This window comes from Nonomuraea sp. NPDC002799 (genome assembly GCF_053592075.1).
The window spans coordinates 11,192-27,121 of the sequence record NZ_JBSFVA010000029.1 but is presented as its reverse complement, the minus strand read 5'-3'; the positions used below and the strand labels follow the sequence as shown (position 1 = coordinate 27,121).

Annotated in this window: 16 protein-coding genes; 7 read left to right on the top strand and 9 right to left on the bottom strand. The window is 70.3% G+C overall.

The genetic code is table 11. From position 1 onward, the window contains the following. Positions 1-25 precede the first annotated feature (25 nt). The 3 genes from ACWD0F_RS37605 to ACWD0F_RS37595 all read right to left on the bottom strand — a co-directional run bounded on the left by ACWD0F_RS37605 (position 26) and on the right by ACWD0F_RS37595 (position 3,132). A complete protein-coding gene (locus ACWD0F_RS37605) occupies positions 26-1,003 on the bottom strand; it encodes a zinc metalloprotease (RefSeq protein ID WP_449884872.1) in 978 nt (325 codons plus the stop codon). 78 nt (positions 1,004-1,081) lie between these two features. Further along, positions 1,082-1,357, bottom strand: a complete 276-nt coding sequence (locus tag ACWD0F_RS37600) for a DUF3039 domain-containing protein (RefSeq protein ID WP_449884869.1) — start codon at positions 1,355-1,357, stop codon at positions 1,082-1,084. A 179-nt stretch (positions 1,358-1,536) separates the two neighbouring features. Then, positions 1,537-3,132: a DHA2 family efflux MFS transporter permease subunit gene (locus ACWD0F_RS37595; protein WP_449884867.1), complete on the bottom strand. Its 1,596-nt coding sequence runs from the start codon at positions 3,130-3,132 to the stop codon at positions 1,537-1,539. Between the two features lie 143 nt (positions 3,133-3,275). Here ACWD0F_RS37595 and ACWD0F_RS37590 point away from each other — a divergent pair, with 143 nt between their 5' ends. Continuing rightward, the gene (locus ACWD0F_RS37590; protein WP_449884864.1) at positions 3,276-3,893 is read left to right on the top strand and encodes a TetR family transcriptional regulator; all 618 of its coding nucleotides are present in this window, start codon (positions 3,276-3,278) and stop codon (positions 3,891-3,893) included. 32 nt (positions 3,894-3,925) lie between these two features. On the opposite strand, the gene ACWD0F_RS37585 is transcribed toward ACWD0F_RS37590, so the two are convergent. Further along, positions 3,926-4,504, bottom strand: coding sequence for a YqgE/AlgH family protein (locus ACWD0F_RS37585; protein ID WP_449884861.1), 579 nt, complete (start codon positions 4,502-4,504; stop codon positions 3,926-3,928). A 109-nt stretch (positions 4,505-4,613) separates the two neighbouring features. Here ACWD0F_RS37585 and ACWD0F_RS37580 point away from each other — a divergent pair, with 109 nt between their 5' ends. Further along, positions 4,614-5,120 carry a hypothetical protein gene (locus tag ACWD0F_RS37580; protein WP_449884859.1) on the top strand — a complete coding sequence of 169 codons (507 nt, stop codon included), beginning with the start codon at positions 4,614-4,616 and terminating at the stop codon, positions 5,118-5,120. 79 nt (positions 5,121-5,199) lie between these two features. Here ACWD0F_RS37580 and ACWD0F_RS37575 read toward each other — a convergent pair whose 3' ends face one another. After that, positions 5,200-5,817, bottom strand: coding sequence for a TetR/AcrR family transcriptional regulator (locus ACWD0F_RS37575; RefSeq protein ID WP_449884857.1), 618 nt, complete (start codon positions 5,815-5,817; stop codon positions 5,200-5,202). 202 nt (positions 5,818-6,019) lie between these two features. Here ACWD0F_RS37575 and ACWD0F_RS37570 point away from each other — a divergent pair, with 202 nt between their 5' ends. The 4 genes from ACWD0F_RS37570 to ACWD0F_RS37555 all read left to right on the top strand — a co-directional run bounded on the left by ACWD0F_RS37570 (position 6,020) and on the right by ACWD0F_RS37555 (position 10,440). Continuing rightward, on the top strand, positions 6,020-6,769 hold the full coding sequence (locus ACWD0F_RS37570) for an IclR family transcriptional regulator (protein WP_449884854.1): 750 nt from the start codon (positions 6,020-6,022) through the stop codon (positions 6,767-6,769). A 69-nt stretch (positions 6,770-6,838) separates the two neighbouring features. After that, a complete protein-coding gene (glpK, locus tag ACWD0F_RS37565; protein ID WP_449884851.1) occupies positions 6,839-8,314 on the top strand; it encodes a glycerol kinase GlpK in 1,476 nt (491 codons plus the stop codon). A gap of 3 nt (positions 8,315-8,317) precedes the next feature. Further along, the gene (locus tag ACWD0F_RS37560; RefSeq protein ID WP_449884848.1) at positions 8,318-9,874 is read left to right on the top strand and encodes an FAD-dependent oxidoreductase; all 1,557 of its coding nucleotides are present in this window, start codon (positions 8,318-8,320) and stop codon (positions 9,872-9,874) included. A 53-nt stretch (positions 9,875-9,927) separates the two neighbouring features. Beyond that, positions 9,928-10,440, top strand: a complete 513-nt coding sequence (locus ACWD0F_RS37555) for a hypothetical protein (RefSeq protein ID WP_449884845.1) — start codon at positions 9,928-9,930, stop codon at positions 10,438-10,440. Between the two features lie 13 nt (positions 10,441-10,453). On the opposite strand, the gene ACWD0F_RS37550 is transcribed toward ACWD0F_RS37555, so the two are convergent. Genes ACWD0F_RS37550 through ACWD0F_RS37535 form a run of 4 tightly spaced genes read right to left on the bottom strand, consistent with a single transcriptional unit; the run spans position 10,454 to position 14,035 of the window. Next, complete coding sequence (locus ACWD0F_RS37550; RefSeq protein ID WP_449884842.1) at positions 10,454-11,863, bottom strand: malic enzyme-like NAD(P)-binding protein; 1,410 nt, start codon at positions 11,861-11,863, stop codon at positions 10,454-10,456. Positions 11,864-11,919: 56 nt separating this feature from the next. Continuing rightward, positions 11,920-12,549 (bottom strand): cytidylate kinase-like family protein, encoded by a 630-nt coding sequence (locus tag ACWD0F_RS37545; RefSeq protein WP_449884839.1) that lies wholly within the window; start codon positions 12,547-12,549, stop codon positions 11,920-11,922. A 9-nt stretch (positions 12,550-12,558) separates the two neighbouring features. Then, a complete protein-coding gene (locus ACWD0F_RS37540) occupies positions 12,559-13,500 on the bottom strand; it encodes a tetratricopeptide repeat protein (protein ID WP_449884837.1) in 942 nt (313 codons plus the stop codon). Further along, positions 13,484-14,035, bottom strand: coding sequence for a MarR family winged helix-turn-helix transcriptional regulator (locus ACWD0F_RS37535; RefSeq protein WP_449884835.1), 552 nt, complete (start codon positions 14,033-14,035; stop codon positions 13,484-13,486). The genes ACWD0F_RS37540 and ACWD0F_RS37535 overlap by 17 nt, the downstream gene beginning before the upstream one ends. Before the next feature lie 227 nt (positions 14,036-14,262). Here ACWD0F_RS37535 and ACWD0F_RS37530 point away from each other — a divergent pair, with 227 nt between their 5' ends. Next, complete coding sequence (locus ACWD0F_RS37530; RefSeq protein ID WP_449884832.1) at positions 14,263-15,924, top strand: hypothetical protein; 1,662 nt, start codon at positions 14,263-14,265, stop codon at positions 15,922-15,924. Positions 15,925-15,930: the final 6 nt, after the last annotated feature.

Sequence of the window (15,930 nt, the reverse complement as noted above, 5' to 3'; positions counted from 1 at the left end):
CGACACATCGTAATTTGCCGGAAAACTACACCGACGCTGGGTGTCGGTAGGCCGCCCACATCTGGTGCATCCGCGCCGCCTGCCCGGCGGTGAACTCCGACATGCACCGGTCCTTGCCGTAGTCCATGAAGTTGTGCACCGGATCCAGGCCCGGGCGCGTGCACGTGTCCTTCTCCTGCGAGCACGTGTCCGTCGGCTTGGACTCGGCCGGGGTGTCTTCGATGCCGTCGCCCGGCCGCTCGCAGCCGTTCTCGAAGGTGTGGAAGAGGCCGAGCCAGTGCCCGATCTCGTGGACGCCGGTGAAGCCGCGGTTGTAGTCGGACATCGCGCCGCCGGGCAGGCTGCGCCAGTCGATCACCACACCGTCCAGGCGGGGCGCCTGCTCATACCAGTAGGGGTAGCTGGCGAAGCCCAGCATGAGCTCGCTGAGCTGGGCGATGTAGAGGTTGAGCGTGCTGGAGCCGCCCCGGTGCAGCGTGTTCTTCATGGCCTGCTCGTGACCGATCGGGTCGGCGAACCAGGTGGGGCTCTGCCTGACCGTGATGCCGTCGAGCCTGAACCGCACGCCGGTGTCGACGCCGCCGTAGCCGCCCGCGTACGCGAAGTTGAGTACGTCGATCTGGGTCCTGACCGCCTCGTCGGAGACCTGCCGGACGCCTTTGGCGAGGACGTGCACGTGGGTGGGCACGGTGAACCCGGCGGGCGGCGTCACGCCGTCGAGGCGCCGGACGAGCTCCGCCATCACCTTCCCGACGTCCTCCGGCCGGGGCGAACGCGGGCCGGGCACCGGCACGACAGCCCCCGCGGCCCGCCCCCGCGTCCGCGCGGCGGCACCGGGCCCCTCCCCGGCGCGGTCCGGCATGGCGGGCCCCTTCATGGCGTGCCCGACCGGTCGCGCGGCGGGTCCGGCGCAGCCGGCCGCCGCCTGCGCGGCGTCGAGCCGGAGCGGCGGCGTGGCTGCGAGCAGGCATGCCAACGAGACGGCGGTCACGCGCCGGGCCATGCAATCCCCCCACTACGGTTTGAGCTGGTCAGGCTACTGACCGTAGCTTCACTCGAAGGGATTAGCCCTCAGCAACACTCACTGCTTCTTGTCGTCACCGTCGCCGCCGCCCTTGGGCAGGCCCTCGTAGATCTCCTTGCACTCCGGGCAGACCGGATATTTCTTGGGATCACGGCTGGGCACCCAGATTTTGCCGCACAGGGCCCTGATGGGCGTGCCCGTGACCATGCTCTCAGTGATCTTGTGCTTGTCCGCGTAGTGCGCGAACCGCTCATGATCGCCGTCGCCGTGCGACGTCTGCGGCGTGGTCTTCGGCGTGGTCTCCTGCTTGGGGAGGATCTTCGTGCTGCTCACCCCACCGATTTTAGGCCCGCCCACGGCCCACCTCCTCCATACCGCCCCCTGGAGGAGCCGCCGTACACGAGAAAAACCGCCGTACTACGAAGAAGCGCGGACAAGGGAGCACGAAAGAGAGCCGGACAGCGGAACGGCCCCCGCCGCATGGCGAGGGCCGTTCAGGATCGGGCGAGGGATCAGCCCATGTGCACCGGCACGCCCTCGGTCTTCCTGCCGGACTTGATGAACAACGTCAGAGCGGCGGTCAGCACCGCGATGCAGGTGCTGACGATGAAGGCCACGTGCATGCCGTCCATGAAGGAGTTGTGCACGGCGTCGATGAGCGGCTGCGGCGAGCCCGCCGGGGCGCTGCCGAACGCGGCCAGCTTCTCCAGCCCCTCGATCTGCGCCGGCGGGATCTGCTGGGCCGCCGGGCCGAGGTAGCCGGGCAGCTTGCTGGAGATCTCGGCGGCCATGACGGCGCCCAGGATCGCGGTGCCGAGCGCGCCGCCGACCTGCATGGCCGACTGCTGCAGACCACCCGCGACACCGCTCAGCTCCACCGGCGCGTTGCCCACGATGATCTCCGTGGCGCCCACGAACACCGGCGAGAGCCCGAAGGCCAGCAGCACGAACGGCAGGCCGCTCTCGAAGAACGAGGCGTCGATGCTGAGCTGCGACATGAGGAACATCGAAACCGCGGTGATCAGCAGACCGCCCGCCATCGTGATCTTCGGTCCGAGCTTGCCGATCGCCATGCCGGCCAGCGGCGAGGCGACGATCATGCCCGCGCTCATCGGCAGCATGCGCAGACCGGCCTCGAGCGGGGTGAGACCGTGCACGCCCTGGAAGAAGAAGCCCAGGAAGAACATCGCGCCGAACATCGCGAACGCGACCATCATCATCAGCACGGTGCCGATGGAGATCGAGACGTTCCTGAACAGCGACAGCGGGACCAGCGGCTGACTGGCCCTGCTCTGCCAGAAGATGAAGCCGCCGATCAGCACCACGAACGCGGCCACGAAGGTCAGCGTCGTGCTGTCACCCCAGCCCCACTCGGGCGCCTTGATGATCGTCCAGACGAGGGAGAACATCGCGCCGGACAGCAGCAACACGCCGAGCCAGTCGATCCGCGCCATCGTCTGCGCGCGGTTGTCCTTGATCAGGAAGATGCCCATGATCAGGGCGATGACGCCGACGGGCGCGTTGATGAAGAAGACCGACTCCCAGCTCACCTTCTCGACCAGCAGGCCGCCCACGATCGGGCCGGCGGCGCTCGACAGGCCGATGATCGCGCCCCAGGCCCCCATCGCCTGGTTCAGCTTCTCACCGGGGAAGGCGGCACGCAGCAGCGCCAGCGCGGCGGGCTGGAGCAGCGCACCGAACAGGCCCTGAAGCACGCGCAGACCGATCAGCGCACCCACCGGCGACAGGCCGGGAATGATGTCCGCCAGCTCGGCGCTCAGTCCGATGCCCACAGAAGAGACGGCGAAGCCGGCCACACCGATCAGAAAGACCCGCTTGTGCCCGAAAAGGTCACCCAGCTTGCCGGCGGTGATCAGGAACACCGCCAGCGCCAGCAGGTAGCCACTGGTCACCCACTGCAGGTCGGACAGCGAGGCTTTCAAATCGACCTGGATGACCGGGTTGGCGATGCCCACGACCGTGCCGTCAAGCATGACCATGATGACGCCGAGGCTGACCGCGAGCAGCACGAGCCACGGATTACCTGCGGTCCCCGTCTTCGCAGTCCCGGGCGATGACGGCAAGTCGACCGCCTTCGCGTGAGCCATGAAGTCCCCCTAATACAGCCCCACACCGGGGCATAGATCTCGTAAGCCTCAGGTAATCTATGTCAGTCGATGACATCTGACAAACGAGTTTTATTCGGCGGACTATGACTTATGGCACACTGTGACAGAAAGGTGTCGAGGGAGTGACGACAGTGGGTCTGCGAGAACGCAAGAAGGAGAAGACGCGCCTGGCGCTTCTCGACGCGGCGCTCGACCTTTTCCTCGAACAAGGATACGAGTCGACCACTGTAGAGCAGATCGCGGGGTCGGTCGAAGTCTCCCCCCGCACCTTCTTCCGCTACTTCACCGGCAAGGACCACCTGGTGTTGTGGTTCCACGCCCACGGCGAGGAGATCCTGCTGGAGACCCTGCGGGCCCGTCCGTCGGACGAGCCGCCGTTCACCTCGCTCATGCAGGCGCTGCGCGCCGTGCTGAGCGACATGGAGGGGTCAACGCCCGAGGTGTCGGCGAGATTCCTGAAATTGCGCCGCATTCTTGAGGACAACCCGCACCTGGTGGGCAAGTCGGTGGCCTGGGCGGCCGCGACGGAGCTCCGCCTGGCCGAGCTCATCGCCGCGCGCAGGGGTGTCGACCCCGACGAGGACCAGCTCTCCCACCTGATCGTCGCCTACGCCATGTCCACGCTCCGCGTCGGCTTCGAGTGCCCGCGCCGCGAGGGCACGGTGGAGGAGATCATGGGCCGGATGCGGAAGACCATCGAGCTGGCCGAGCGCTCGCTGCGCCCCGGCTGGGACCTCTGAGCCGGCGAGGGCTTCGGTCTGCCGCGAGCGTTTCAGTTCAGTGTGGGGTCGTCCGGGCAGGTCGCCACGAACGCCAGCTCGCCGGGCTGCCGCCGCAGCACGTGCCGCCAGAGGGAGCCGGGGTCGGCGTGGAAGGTGTCGTCGACCTCGGAGTCGACGACGTACCAGGCGCCCTCGGCGATCTCGCTCTCCAACTGTCCTGACGTCCACCCGGCATAGCCGGCGAAGATCCGCATCTGCGCGATCTCGCCCTGCAGGATCTCGGGCGGCGCGTCCAGATCGACCGTGCCGAGCCGCGAGACGGCCGGGGTGCCCGCGTGCAGCCTGCGCCAGCCGAGCGGCTCCTCGCCGCTCGGGACCGCCGCCAGCGCCAGCGCGCTGTCGGTCTGCACGGGCCCGCCCTCGAAGAGCACGGACGGACCTGTCACCAGGGGATCCCACACGGGCAGCACCTGAGTCACCGAGATGTCGCTCGGCCTGTTGAGCACCACGCCGAGGGTGCCGCCGTCGAGGTCGTGTTCGAGAATCAGCACGACGCTACGTCGAAAGTTGGGATCGTCGAGAAGCGGCGTCGCCACCAACAAACCGCCGACGTAGATCGCTTCCGCCATACATCCATCATGAAGGGTTCCGGGGGCTCCGCGCTCCCCCAGTGCACCGATGTTACTTTTCGTGCCCACTTGGGCACCTTATGTAGCAAAGATCACTCGGGGGGAGTACATGCGCATAGGAACCCGTCTCGCCTTGATCGCCTTGCCGGTCGGCGCGGCACTGCTCCTTCCCGGCACGGCGTGGGCCTGGCCCCGTCCGGACTCCGGCGACCCCTTCACGATGACGGTGGACGACGTCGGCTGCCGCTCCGGCCGGGTGGCCGTCACGCTGCACAACCAGACCCGCCAGCTCGTACGCTTCGACCTGCAGGCCGACGGCTCCAGCGTGGCCACGGGCTCCATCCCGGCCCGCAAGACGATCGTCCGGCACGTTCCCGTCAGCAAGGGCAGCCGGGCCGAGATCGAGGCGTACTCGGTCGTCGACGCCCAAGCCGACACCCTCATCGACTCCACCCACGCCGAGAACGACTGCCCCTGGGGCCGCAGCCACGGCCACCTTCCCCTCACCGGCCCGCCCGCCGACCTGATGGGCAAGCTGGCCACCGCCGGCGGTCTCGTCGTGATGGGCGGCATCTTCTGGTGGTACGGCTCGATCTGGCCCCGCTCGGCACCCTGACCCACCACACGAACGCCCTCGGCACCCTGACCCACCGTCCACCACACGAACGCCACAAGGCACGAGCCGTTCCGGCCCGCTATGACTCCTGTACGAACGCTCCGGCCCGCGCGGCGGCCAGCGTGCGCGCCACCGACCGCAACGCGGCCTCCTTCGTGACCGGCTCCCGCGTGACCATCAGCCGGTAGTACAGCGGAGCCGAGATCGCCCGGATCACCTCGGGCCCGTCCGTGCCTTCGGGCAACTCCCCCCGCCGCACCGCGAGGTCCACGACGCTGGCCCACTCCTCGATGCGGCGCCGGTAGAACGTCTGCAGCGCCTGAGCCGCCTGCTCGTCACTGGTGGCGGCGGCGATCACCGCCTGCAGGGTGGCCCCCAGCCGCCCGTCGTTCAGCGCGCCGTGGACCGACAGCGCGTTGGCCCGCAGGTCCCCCTCGATGCCGCCCGTGTCGGCGTGCGGCGACGACTGGTTGGCCAGCTCGGTCATCAGATCGGCCACCAGACCCGCCGTACTCCCCCAGCGCCGGTAGACCGTGGTCTTGCCGACGCCCGCCTTGGCCGCCACCTGATCCATGGCCAGCCCGTGGAACCCGCGCTCGACCAGCTCGTCCTGCGTGACTTCCAGCACGGCCGCGCGCACCCGTGCGGTCCGGCCACCCGGCCGCACGGTCCCCGCTAAACGGGCAGGTTGCTCCATTCATCCTCCTCATCACCCGGCTGCCACCGTCAGCCCTTAAGAGAACCATAGCCCCATTAAGCCACGCCCGGATCCCGCGACCGCAGCATGCTCGTGCTGATTTTCCCGCTGACGCACGCCTTCCGTGAACGCGCCGCCGCGTAGACATTTGTCCACGCGTAGCGTTCGGCAATACCGAACGAAGTTGCGCTAAAGTACCGGTGTGGGAGAGACGATTCAGTCGGTCGAACGGGCCGCCGCGATCCTGCGGCTGCTCGCCTCCGGCCCCCGCCAGCTCGGGGTGGCCGAGCTGGCCAGGGCGCTGAGCCTGCCCAAGGGCACGCTGCACGGCATCCTGCGCACGCTGGTCCACGTCGGTTTCGTCGAGCAGGACCCGGCCACGGGCAAGTACCGCCTCGGCGCCACGCTGCTCCATCTGGGCAGCAGCTACCTCGACGTCAACGAGCTGCGCACCCGCGCGATCAACTGGGCCGACGCCCTGGCCGGACGGAGCAGGGAGAGCGCCTGGATCGGCACGCCGCACGAAGGCCGGGTGCTGGTGATCCACCACGTGTTCCGGCCCGACGACAGCATGCAGACCCTCCAGGTCGGCACCTACCTGCCCACGCACGCCAGCGCGCTGGGCAAGGTGCTGCTCGCCCACGACCCCTTCGACGAGGCGCCCGCGCCCCCGCTGGAGTCCCACACCAAGCGCACGATCACCGGCCCCGCCGCCCTCGCGGCCGAGCTCGACCTGGTCAGGACGCGTGGCTGGGCGGCGGAGATGGAAGAGCTGACCGAGGGCGAGGTGGCCATCGCCGCGCCCATCAAGGACCAGCGCGGCATCGTGGTCGGGGCGATCGGCATCCGGGGCGCGGTCGAGCGGCTGACCTCGGACGGCGCGCTGCACATGGAGTTCGTCTCGTACGTGCGCGACGCCGCCCGCGCCATCACCCGGGACCTGGCCAGATGACTTGAACACCGCTCCGCCCACCGAATACCATTCGTTCGGCATTGTCGAACCAAAGTTTGCGAGGAACCAGTGCCTCGACCGCGCTACGTCGCAGCCATCGACCAGGGCACCACATCGAGCCGGTGCATCGTGTTCGACCAGGCCGGCCACCTCATCTCCGTCGCCCAGCGCGAGCACCGCCAGATCTTCCCCAAGCCGGGCTGGGTGGAGCACGACGCGGCGGAGATCTGGCAGGCCGTGCAGGGGGTGCTGGCCGAGGCCCTGAACGGCGTGGCCGACGGCGAGATCGCCGCACTGGGCATCACCAACCAGCGCGAGACCACCGTGCTCTGGGACCGGGCGACGGGCCGGCCGGTCGCGAACGCGATCGTCTGGCAGGACACCAGGACCGACGCGCTGACGCACGCGCTGGCCGAGCACGAGGAGCTGTTCAGGAAGAAGTCCGGACTGCCGCTGGCGACCTACTTCGCCGGCCCCAAGATCCGCTGGCTGCTGGACGAGATCCCCGGCCTGCGGGAGCGGGCCGAGCGCGGCGAGGTGCTGTTCGGCACCATGGACAGCTGGCTGCTGTGGAACCTCACCGGCCGCCACATCACCGACGTGACCAACGCCGGCCGCACCATGCTGATGAACATCCACACGCTGGCCTGGGACGACGAGCTGCTCGCCGCGATGGGCGTGCCGCGCGCGATGTTGCCGGAGATCCGCCCGTCCGCCGAGGTCTACGGGCACACGGCGGACGGCGTCCCGGTGGCCTCCGCGCTCGGCGACCAGCAGGCCGCGCTGTTCGGCCAGACGTGCTTCGCGCCCGGCGAGACCAAGAGCACCTACGGCTCCGGCAGTTTCCTGCTGATGAACACCGGCCAGGAGCCGGTCGTCTCCCGGCACGGCCTGCTCACCACGGTCGGCTACCAGATCGGCGACGGCCCGGCCACCTACGCGCTCGAAGGCGCGATCGCCGTCACCGGCTCCCTGGTGCAGTGGCTGCGCGACAACCTGGGCCTGATCTCCAGCGCCGCCGAGATCGAGACGCTGGCCAAGACGGTCGACGACAACGGCGGCTGCTACTTCGTGCCCGCGTTCTCCGGTCTGTTCGCGCCGCACTGGCGCTCGGACGCGCGCGGGGTGATCGCGGGACTGACCGGGTTCGTCAACAAGGGGCACATCGCGCGGGCCGTCCTGGAGGCCACGGCCTGGCAGACGCGCGAGGTCGTGGACGCGATGAACGCCGACTCGGGGCTCGACCTGACCACGCTGCGCGCCGACGGCGGCATGACGGCCGACAACCTGCTCATGCAGACCCTGGCCGACGTGCTGGCGGTGCCGGTGATCCGGCCGATGGTGGCCGAGACGACCGCGCTCGGCGCCGCGTACGCCGCCGGGCTCGCGACCGGCTACTGGCCCGATCTCGACAGCCTGAAGGCCAACTGGCACAAGGCCGCCGAATGGCGGCCCGCGATCGACGAGGCCGGCCGCGCCCGCGAATACCGCAACTGGAAGAAGGCCGTGGCCCGGACGTTGGACTGGGTCGAGCAGGGGGAGTAAGGGATGACGATCGCTATCGGGATCGACCGGGCGGAAATCCGCCATGAGCTGTCCAGCACCACCTACGACCTGCTCGTGATCGGCGGCGGCATCCTGGGCACGTCGGTGGCCTGGATGGCCGCGCAGGCCGGGTTGCGGGTGGCGATGGTCGACGCGGGCGACTTCGCCGGCGCCACCTCCAGCGCCTCCTCCAAGCTGGTCCACGGCGGGCTGCGCTACCTGCAGACCGGCAACGTCAGGCTGGTCGCGGAGAACCACCGCGAGCGCCGCGCCCTGGCCGGCGGCATCGCGCCGCACCTGGTCAAGCCGCTGACGTTCCTGGTGCCGATCTACAAGGGCGGGCCGCACGGCGCGGCCAAGCTGGGCGCCGGCGTGTTCCTGTACTCGGCGTTGTCGGTGTTCGGCGACGGCATGGGCAAGGTGATCACACCGCACCAGGCGCTCGCCAAGGTGCCCGCCCTGCGTACCGAGGGGCTGCGGGCCGCGGCCGTCTACGGCGACCACCAGATGAACGACAGCCGCGTCGCGGTCATGACCGTGCGCGCGGCCGTGGACGCGGGCGCGATCGTGCTCAACCACGCCGAGGTCGTCGGGCTGCGCAAGACGCGCGGCACGGTGACGGGCGCGGACCTGCGCGACCGGTTCGACGGCACGGAGTTCGGCGTGTCCGCCAGGCTCGTCCTGAACGCCACCGGCCCGTGGCTGGACCACCTGCGGCGGCTGGAGGACCCGGACGCCGCTCCCAGCATCAGGCTCTCCAAGGGCGCGCACCTCGTCCTGCGCCGCCACGAGCCGTGGAAGGCGGCGTTGACCACACCGATCGACAAGTTCCGGGTGTCGTTCGCCATCCCGTGGGAGGACCACCTGCTCCTCGGCACCACCGACGAGGCGTACGAGGGCGATCCGGCCGGGGTGCGCGCCACCGAGGCCGACATCACGCAGATCCTCGACGAGGCCGGGCACGCGGTCCGCGACTCCCAGGTCAGGCGCGAGGACATCACCTACGCCTTCGCCGGGCTGCGGGTGCTGCCGGGCGGTCCCGGCCAGGTGTCGTCGGCCAAGCGGGAGACGGTGCTGACCCGGGGCTCGGGCGGCATGTTGTCGGTGGCCGGGGGCAAGTGGACGACCTACCGGCACATCGGCAGGCACGTGTTCGACATGCTCGCCCACCTGCCGGGGCGGCCCCTGGGCGACGACCTGGCCGACATCCTGCCGGCCGTGCCGCTGCCCGGCCTGGCCAGCCCCGACGCGGTCGCCATGCGGCTGTGGACCGACCGGGACCCGGGCACGCGGATGGATCCCCTGATCGCCCGCCATCTGGCCACGCACTACGGCTCGATCGCGTTCGACGTGGCCCGGCTCATCCGCGAGGATCCCGCGCTCGGCGAGCGCATCCATCCGGACGGGCCGGACATCTGGGCGCAGGCGGTCTACGCCCGTGACCGCGAGTGGGCGGCCACCGTCGACGACGTCGTACGCCGGCGCACCACGCTCACGGTCCGCGGCCTCGACACCCCGGACGTCCGGACCCGGATCCAGGAGCTGCTCACCACCCCCTGAGGCATTTTCCGCCGCGACGGTAACCTGCCCCTTCACCAGGGCAGGAGGGTGGCATGCGCACTCCCATGAACGAAGCCCTGCTCAGGCACTTCCGGGACCTGCGGGACGGCAACCACGGCCAGGCCACCACGCGGGAGGACAAGGAACACCTGTTCGACACGGCGGTCCAGCTCCTGGACCCGGTGGCCCGCACGGCACTCGACGAGATGAACGCCGACCTGCTGCTTGGCACCGGCGAGGTGGTGGCGAGCGGGGTCACCAGGTCGAAGGAGGGCGGTCTCAACGCGATGTGGTCGCTGACCTGGCCGGAGCAGCAGGACTGCGGAGCCCAGCCGATCGCGATCGTCGCCCATTACGGCACCGACTTCCACCACCCGCACCTGCGGGGCAACACGGTCGGCGACTGGCCGCTCAACGTCTTCGACTCAGCCGACGCCGCCGGCCAGCTGAACACCCTGCGCGCCATCGCCGCAGGCGACGCCCACAACCTGGTCTTCCAGGAAAGCTACCGCCTGATCCCGGCAACGGCCCACAGCGACGACCCGCACGGCAAGCGGACCCCGTGAAAGAACGTTGTCCTCAAGCTTCGGTGAAGCCGCGCGCGCGGCCACCGGCCGCCTCGCGGACGGCGGCGGCGACGGCCCCCGCCACGTCGGGGTGGAAGACGCTCGGCACGATGTAGTTGGGGCCGAGCTCCTCCGGCGTCACCACGGCGGCCAGCGCGGCCGCGGCGGCCAGCAGCATGTCCTGCGTGACCCCGCCCGCCTGCGCGTCCAGCAGCCCGCGGAACACCCCGGGGAAGGCCAGCACGTTGTTGATCTGGTTGGGATAGTCGGAGCGGCCGGTGGCCACCACGGCGGCGTGCTCGCGCGCGTCGTCGGGCGACACCTCGGGCTCGGGGTTGGCCAGGGCGAACACCACCGCGTCGTCGGCCATCGTCGCGATGTCGTCACCCGTCAGGATGCCGGGCGCGGAGACCCCCACGAAGACGTCGGCGTCCTTGACGGCGCCCCGCAGGTCGCCCGCGTAGCCTTCGGCGTTGGTGTGGTCGGCGATCCAGCGCAGCGACTCGTCGAGATCGTCGCGTCCCTTGTGCACGGCGCCCAGGTAGTCGCAGACGATCACGTTGCGCGCGCCCGAGGCCATCAGCAGCCGCAACACGGCGTTGCCGGCCGCGCCCGCGCCCGCCATGGCGATCTTGACGTTTCCGATGTTCTTGTTCACGACCCGCAGCGCGTTGGTGAGCGCCGCCAGCACGCAGATCGCCGTGCCGTGCTGGTCGTCGTGGAAGACGGGGATGTCGAGCAGCTCGCGCAGCCGGCGCTCCACCTCGAAGCAGCGCGGCGCCCCGATGTCCTCCAGGTTGATGCCGCCGAAGCCCGGGGCGATGATCTGCACCGTACGGACGATCTCGTCGACGTCCTGCGTGTCCAGGCAGATCGGCCAGGCGTCGATGCCCGCGAAGCGTTTGAACAGCGCCGCCTTGCCCTCCATGACGGGCAGCGCCGCCTCGGGCCCGATGTTGCCCAGCCCCAGCACGGCGGAGCCGTCGGTGACCACGGCCACCGTGTTGCGCTTGATGGTCAGGCGCCGCGCGTCCTCCTTGTTGCGCGCGATGGCCATCGACACCCGCGCCACGCCCGGGGTGTAGGCCATGGAGAGCTCGTCGCGGTTGCGCAGCGGCACCTTCGACACCATCTCGATCTTGCCACCGAGGTGCATCAGGAACGTGCGGTCGGACACCTTGTGGATGACGACGCCCTCGACGGCCTCAAGCTGGTCGACGATCGCCTGGGCGTGGTCGGTGTCCCTGGCCGCGCACGTGACGTCGATGCGGAGCTTCTCGTGGCCCGCGTTGGTGACGTCAAGGGCGGTCACCACGCCCCCGGCCGACTCTACGGCGTGGGTGAGCTGGCTGACGGCCTTGCCGCCTGCGGGCACCTCAAGGCGCACGGTGATGGAGTACGACACACTCGGGACGGTCGCCACGTCAATCGCTCCTTCGGGACTGACCAAGAATGTCTCCCATGTTAGGGGGAGTTAGGTCAAGCCAGCGCCTCGGCCGCCGTGACGATCAGGTCGACGCACGTCGGAACGGGGATCGTGGTGCTGTCGGCGACGAGATGATATCGGCGGGGGTCCGCTGGATCGGCCCGGTAGAAGCTCTTCCAGTAGGCGTCCCTGGCCCGGTCGTTGTCCTCGATGATCCGGCGCGCCTCGCGCTCGCTCAGCTCGCCGAGCGTGGCCGTCTGCCGGATCCGCCGCTCGACCGGCGCGTCCAGCCGGACGTGCAGCGCGCCCGGCTGGTCGGCCAGCACCACCGCCCCCGCCCGGCCCAGGAAGACGCCGCCCTGGTCGCGGGCCATCTCCTTCAGCATGCGCTCGGTACGGCGGACGAACTCCTCGGGCGGGAGCGGCATCCAGCCCGGAACGTACATGTCCACGCCGCCGAAGGTGACCGTGGGCAGCCGCATCGCTCCGGAGAGCAGCCGGCCCAGGCCGTGCTCGGCGCGGTCGTCGTGGGCCAGCGCCTCCTCCAGCGTGCAGCCCAGCTCCTGGGCGACGGCACTGGGGATGGCACGGTCGACGAAGGGCACGCCGAGGCGCTCGGCCACGGCCGGGCCGATCTGGCCGCCGGCCGTGCCGTATGTCGCCGAGATGGTGACGACCCGCATAACCCCAGGTTAGAACAGGGCGCTCGCCAAAGCCCTACGTGCTCGCACCAAAGATGGGTCGTCGCCGGGCAAGGTCTCGAACAAGCCCAGAAGATGTTTCCTGGCCTTGTCGCGATCGTCGCCGGAGGTGCGCTTGATCACACCGATGACGCGGTCGAACGCCTCGTCCACCGAGCCCGACAACATCTCCAGGTCGGCCGCGAGCAACTCCGCGTCGATGTCGGCCGGGTCCTGCAGCCGCCGCTGCACGTCGGCGGGGTCGGCCGCCTCGGCACGCTGGATCAGGCCGACGCCCGCGAGGCCCATCCTGGCGTCCTCGTTGCCCGGCGCACGGGTCAGCAGCCGCTGGTAGGCCGCCGCCGCCGCGTCGAGGTCGCCCTGCTCGACGGCCTCCTCGGCCGCCACCAGGTCGGGGTCGGCGGGCGGCCCGGCCGGGGCCTCCTGCTCGCCGTCCTCCGCCGCCGGGGGCCTGGCGTCCGGGTTGGCCTGGTAGAACTGCTCGACGGCGCCCATCAGCTCGTCGAGCCAGCGGCGCACCTCCTGCTCGGGCAGCACCTGCTGGAAACCGGTCACGGCCTGGCCCTGGAAGATGGCCAGCACGGTCGGCACGGCCTGCACCCGCAGCGCCTGGGCGATCTGGGGGTTGGCGTCGACGTCGACCCTGGCCAGAACGGCCCGGCCGCCGAGGTCGCCGACCACCTTTTCGAGCACCGGGCTGAGCTGGGCGCTGCCGGGCGCCCGGGGTGACCAGAGGTCGAGGATCACGGGGACGCTCATCGAGCGGTCGATGACGTCGGTCGTGAACGTCTCCTCACCGACATCGACGATCGAGTCGGACGCGGCCGCCTGGGGACCCGCCGTCTCCCGCCGGGCCTGCGCCTCAAGTGCCTGCTTGCGCGCGCCCAGGTCGACCGCTCCGTAGAGTGACCCGGGCCTAGAGAAGTCCGCCATGCTCTTCATCTTGCCGCATCGGCGGGCCGGCGAAGTCACCAGCCGCCACCCGCAGCGTGCGCAGCTGGTCGAACATCCCCTGGAGTTCGTCCTCGGCGTACATCGTCAGCCCGAACTCGGCCGCCATGAGGTCGCCGGTGGCCCGCCCCACGACCTCCCTTCCGGCGTCGGTGATCTGGGCGAGCACGCCGCGGCCGTCGCGCGGGTTGGGCAGCCGGCAGACGAACCCGGATTTCTCCAGCCTGTCCACGGTGTTCGTGACGCTGGTGGGATGGACCATGAGCCGTTCGCCGATCTTCGACAGGGGAAGCGCGCCCGTCTTGCTGAAGGTGAGCAGGACCAGCGCCTCGTATCTGGCGAAGGTCAAGCCGTACGGCTTCAGGAGCGAGTCGAGCTGCGACAGCAGGATCTGGTGCGCTCTCATGATCGACGTGACGGCGGCCATGGCGGCGGAGGGCCCGAAGTGCGCGCGCCAGGTCTCCGCGGCGCGGTCGATGGGATCGAACGGCAGGTTGAGGGGCTTCGGCTGCGACACAGCGCTACGGTAGCGCGCCGGTCGTCCCGGTTCGTCTGATTACTCTCAGCGACAGGCTTCTCCGCTTGACCAAGAATACGGACATCAATCATCACGCTCAGTTATGGTTCTCCTACGTATGGTGACGCGGATGCCAAGTCCATCAGCCGTGGGGACGGGCTGGACTGATCGTTTCCGCCTCGCCAAGGGGCACGGGGGGTGCTTGATGAACGTCAACTGGAACAAGGGTGCGTGAGCACGCGGGCGTTTCACGAGAAGAGCTGAAGCAGAGCGCGGCCGTCACGGTCGCGGTGCTGCTCGCTCTGGGCCTGATCGCTGCGTGGAACGTCCTGATTCCTGGCGTGGACGCGTGGGAGAACATCCTGGCCGCGGTCATCGGGTCGCTGCGGCTGACCGGGCCCGTGGCCGCCGCTTTCGCGGCCTGGGTGGCCCTGCGCAAGCGCCGGGCGCTGCGCGGGCGCTCGCTCACGACCTGGCGGGCGCTCAAGGCGCCGCTGGCGATCGTGGTGGTGGTGCTGGGGTCGTTCGGGGCGACGGTGCTGGTGCTGGCGGTCAAGACCGTGCTCACCGACCAGGCGGGCCGGCTGAGCCTGTCAGGGCTGGGCATGGGCATGGCGGGGCTGGCCCTGTACTCGGTGATCGGGTGGGTGGCCGGCTGGGTGCTGCCCAGGGCGTACACGCCGCCGCTGGCCGGGCTGGCCTGCTACGGGGCGTTCTCGTGGCTGGCCGACGACCGGGGCTGGGCGGACAAGCTGGCGCCCGGCACCGGGGAGCCGTACGACCTGTTCCAGGGGTTGAGCGGAGCGCCGTTCTTCGACCAGACGATCTGGCTGCTGGGCATCACCGCGGCCCTGCTGCTCGGCTGGGCGGCGCTGGTCACCAGGCAGGCTCTGGTGCTGGGGTGCGCGCTGCTGGCGGTGCTGACCGCGGGCATGGGCGTGTCGCGGGTGCTGGCGCAGCCGAAGCCGGCCGCGGCGGAGGACATCGCGTACGCCTGCCAGGAGTGGCCGATCACGGTGTGCGTGCATCCCGGCATGCGGGCGGGGCTCACCGAGCTCGGAGCGGTGTTCACCCAGACCGCCTCCCGGCTGGCGGGCACGCCGGCGGCGTTCACGCGAGTGGAGCAGCGGCCGCTGGGCGAGGAGCTGAAGCCGTCCAGCGGGCTGGCCCCGATCCACGTGCCCGACCTCTCCGCCGGGTTCGCGGAGGAGGCCGCCTACGACTACATCGAGTCGCTGGCCACCCGCTGCGCCGACCCGGTCGCGGAAGGCTACCGGTCGCTGGTGATGGCCTGGCTGCGCGCCGAGCCGCTGCCGCAGGGGCCGACACCGGAGCACCAGTACGCGACGGCGTGGTTCTCGTGGCTGAGCGAGCACCAGCGCAGGGAGTGGCTGCGCATGTTCTACAGCGACTTCCAGCGGTGCCGGCTGCTGAGCACCCATTTCGGCGGCGGGCCCGCGCCCGCCCAGGTGGCCCCGTCCGTACGGCCGACGCCGTCGTCGTCCAACGCCGTCTACCCGGTCTACCCCCAATCCAGCGGCACGCCGGCGCAGAACCCGGCGCCGGGCACGCCCTCGGCCGGCATCACGTCCGACACGCCCGCGATGGGCTGGGTGCCCGACGCGCCCGTCGTCGGCTGGCCCCCGGACACGCCGGCCGCCGCCTGGGCGCCGGACGCGTCCACGGTGGGCTGGTCGGATCCGTACGTGGCCAGGCAGGGCGCCCCGGGCGCGCCGTCCCTCGGCGCGGGCGACGAGGCGGCCCCGGCGAGGGCGCCGCAGGCCGCCTCGGAGGCGGCGTTCACGTCGTACGCGCCGGACGACTCGGGCACAGGTCATGCCCGGATGGCCACCCAGGGAGCGAACATGTCACCAAACGGCTGGCAATGATGATCG

What these genes read in the sequence shown, in the direction of transcription:
- ACWD0F_RS37575 (WP_449884857.1), bottom strand. Translation starts at nt 5,817, where the DNA reads ATGGAGCAACCTGCCCGTTTAGCGGGGACCGTGCGGCCGGGTGGCCGG.
- ACWD0F_RS37560 (WP_449884848.1), top strand. Translation starts at nt 8,318, where the DNA reads ATGACGATCGCTATCGGGATCGACCGGGCGGAAATCCGCCATGAGCTG.
- ACWD0F_RS37555 (WP_449884845.1), top strand. Translation starts at nt 9,928, where the DNA reads ATGCGCACTCCCATGAACGAAGCCCTGCTCAGGCACTTCCGGGACCTG.
- ACWD0F_RS37540 (WP_449884837.1), bottom strand. Translation starts at nt 13,500, where the DNA reads ATGGCGGACTTCTCTAGGCCCGGGTCACTCTACGGAGCGGTCGACCTG.
- ACWD0F_RS37595 (WP_449884867.1), bottom strand. Translation starts at nt 3,132, where the DNA reads ATGGCTCACGCGAAGGCGGTCGACTTGCCGTCATCGCCCGGGACTGCG.
- ACWD0F_RS37580 (WP_449884859.1), top strand. Translation starts at nt 4,614, where the DNA reads ATGCGCATAGGAACCCGTCTCGCCTTGATCGCCTTGCCGGTCGGCGCG.
- ACWD0F_RS37605 (WP_449884872.1), bottom strand. Translation starts at nt 1,003, where the DNA reads ATGGCCCGGCGCGTGACCGCCGTCTCGTTGGCATGCCTGCTCGCAGCC.
- ACWD0F_RS37585 (WP_449884861.1), bottom strand. Translation starts at nt 4,504, where the DNA reads ATGGCGGAAGCGATCTACGTCGGCGGTTTGTTGGTGGCGACGCCGCTT.
- ACWD0F_RS37545 (WP_449884839.1), bottom strand. Translation starts at nt 12,549, where the DNA reads ATGCGGGTCGTCACCATCTCGGCGACATACGGCACGGCCGGCGGCCAG.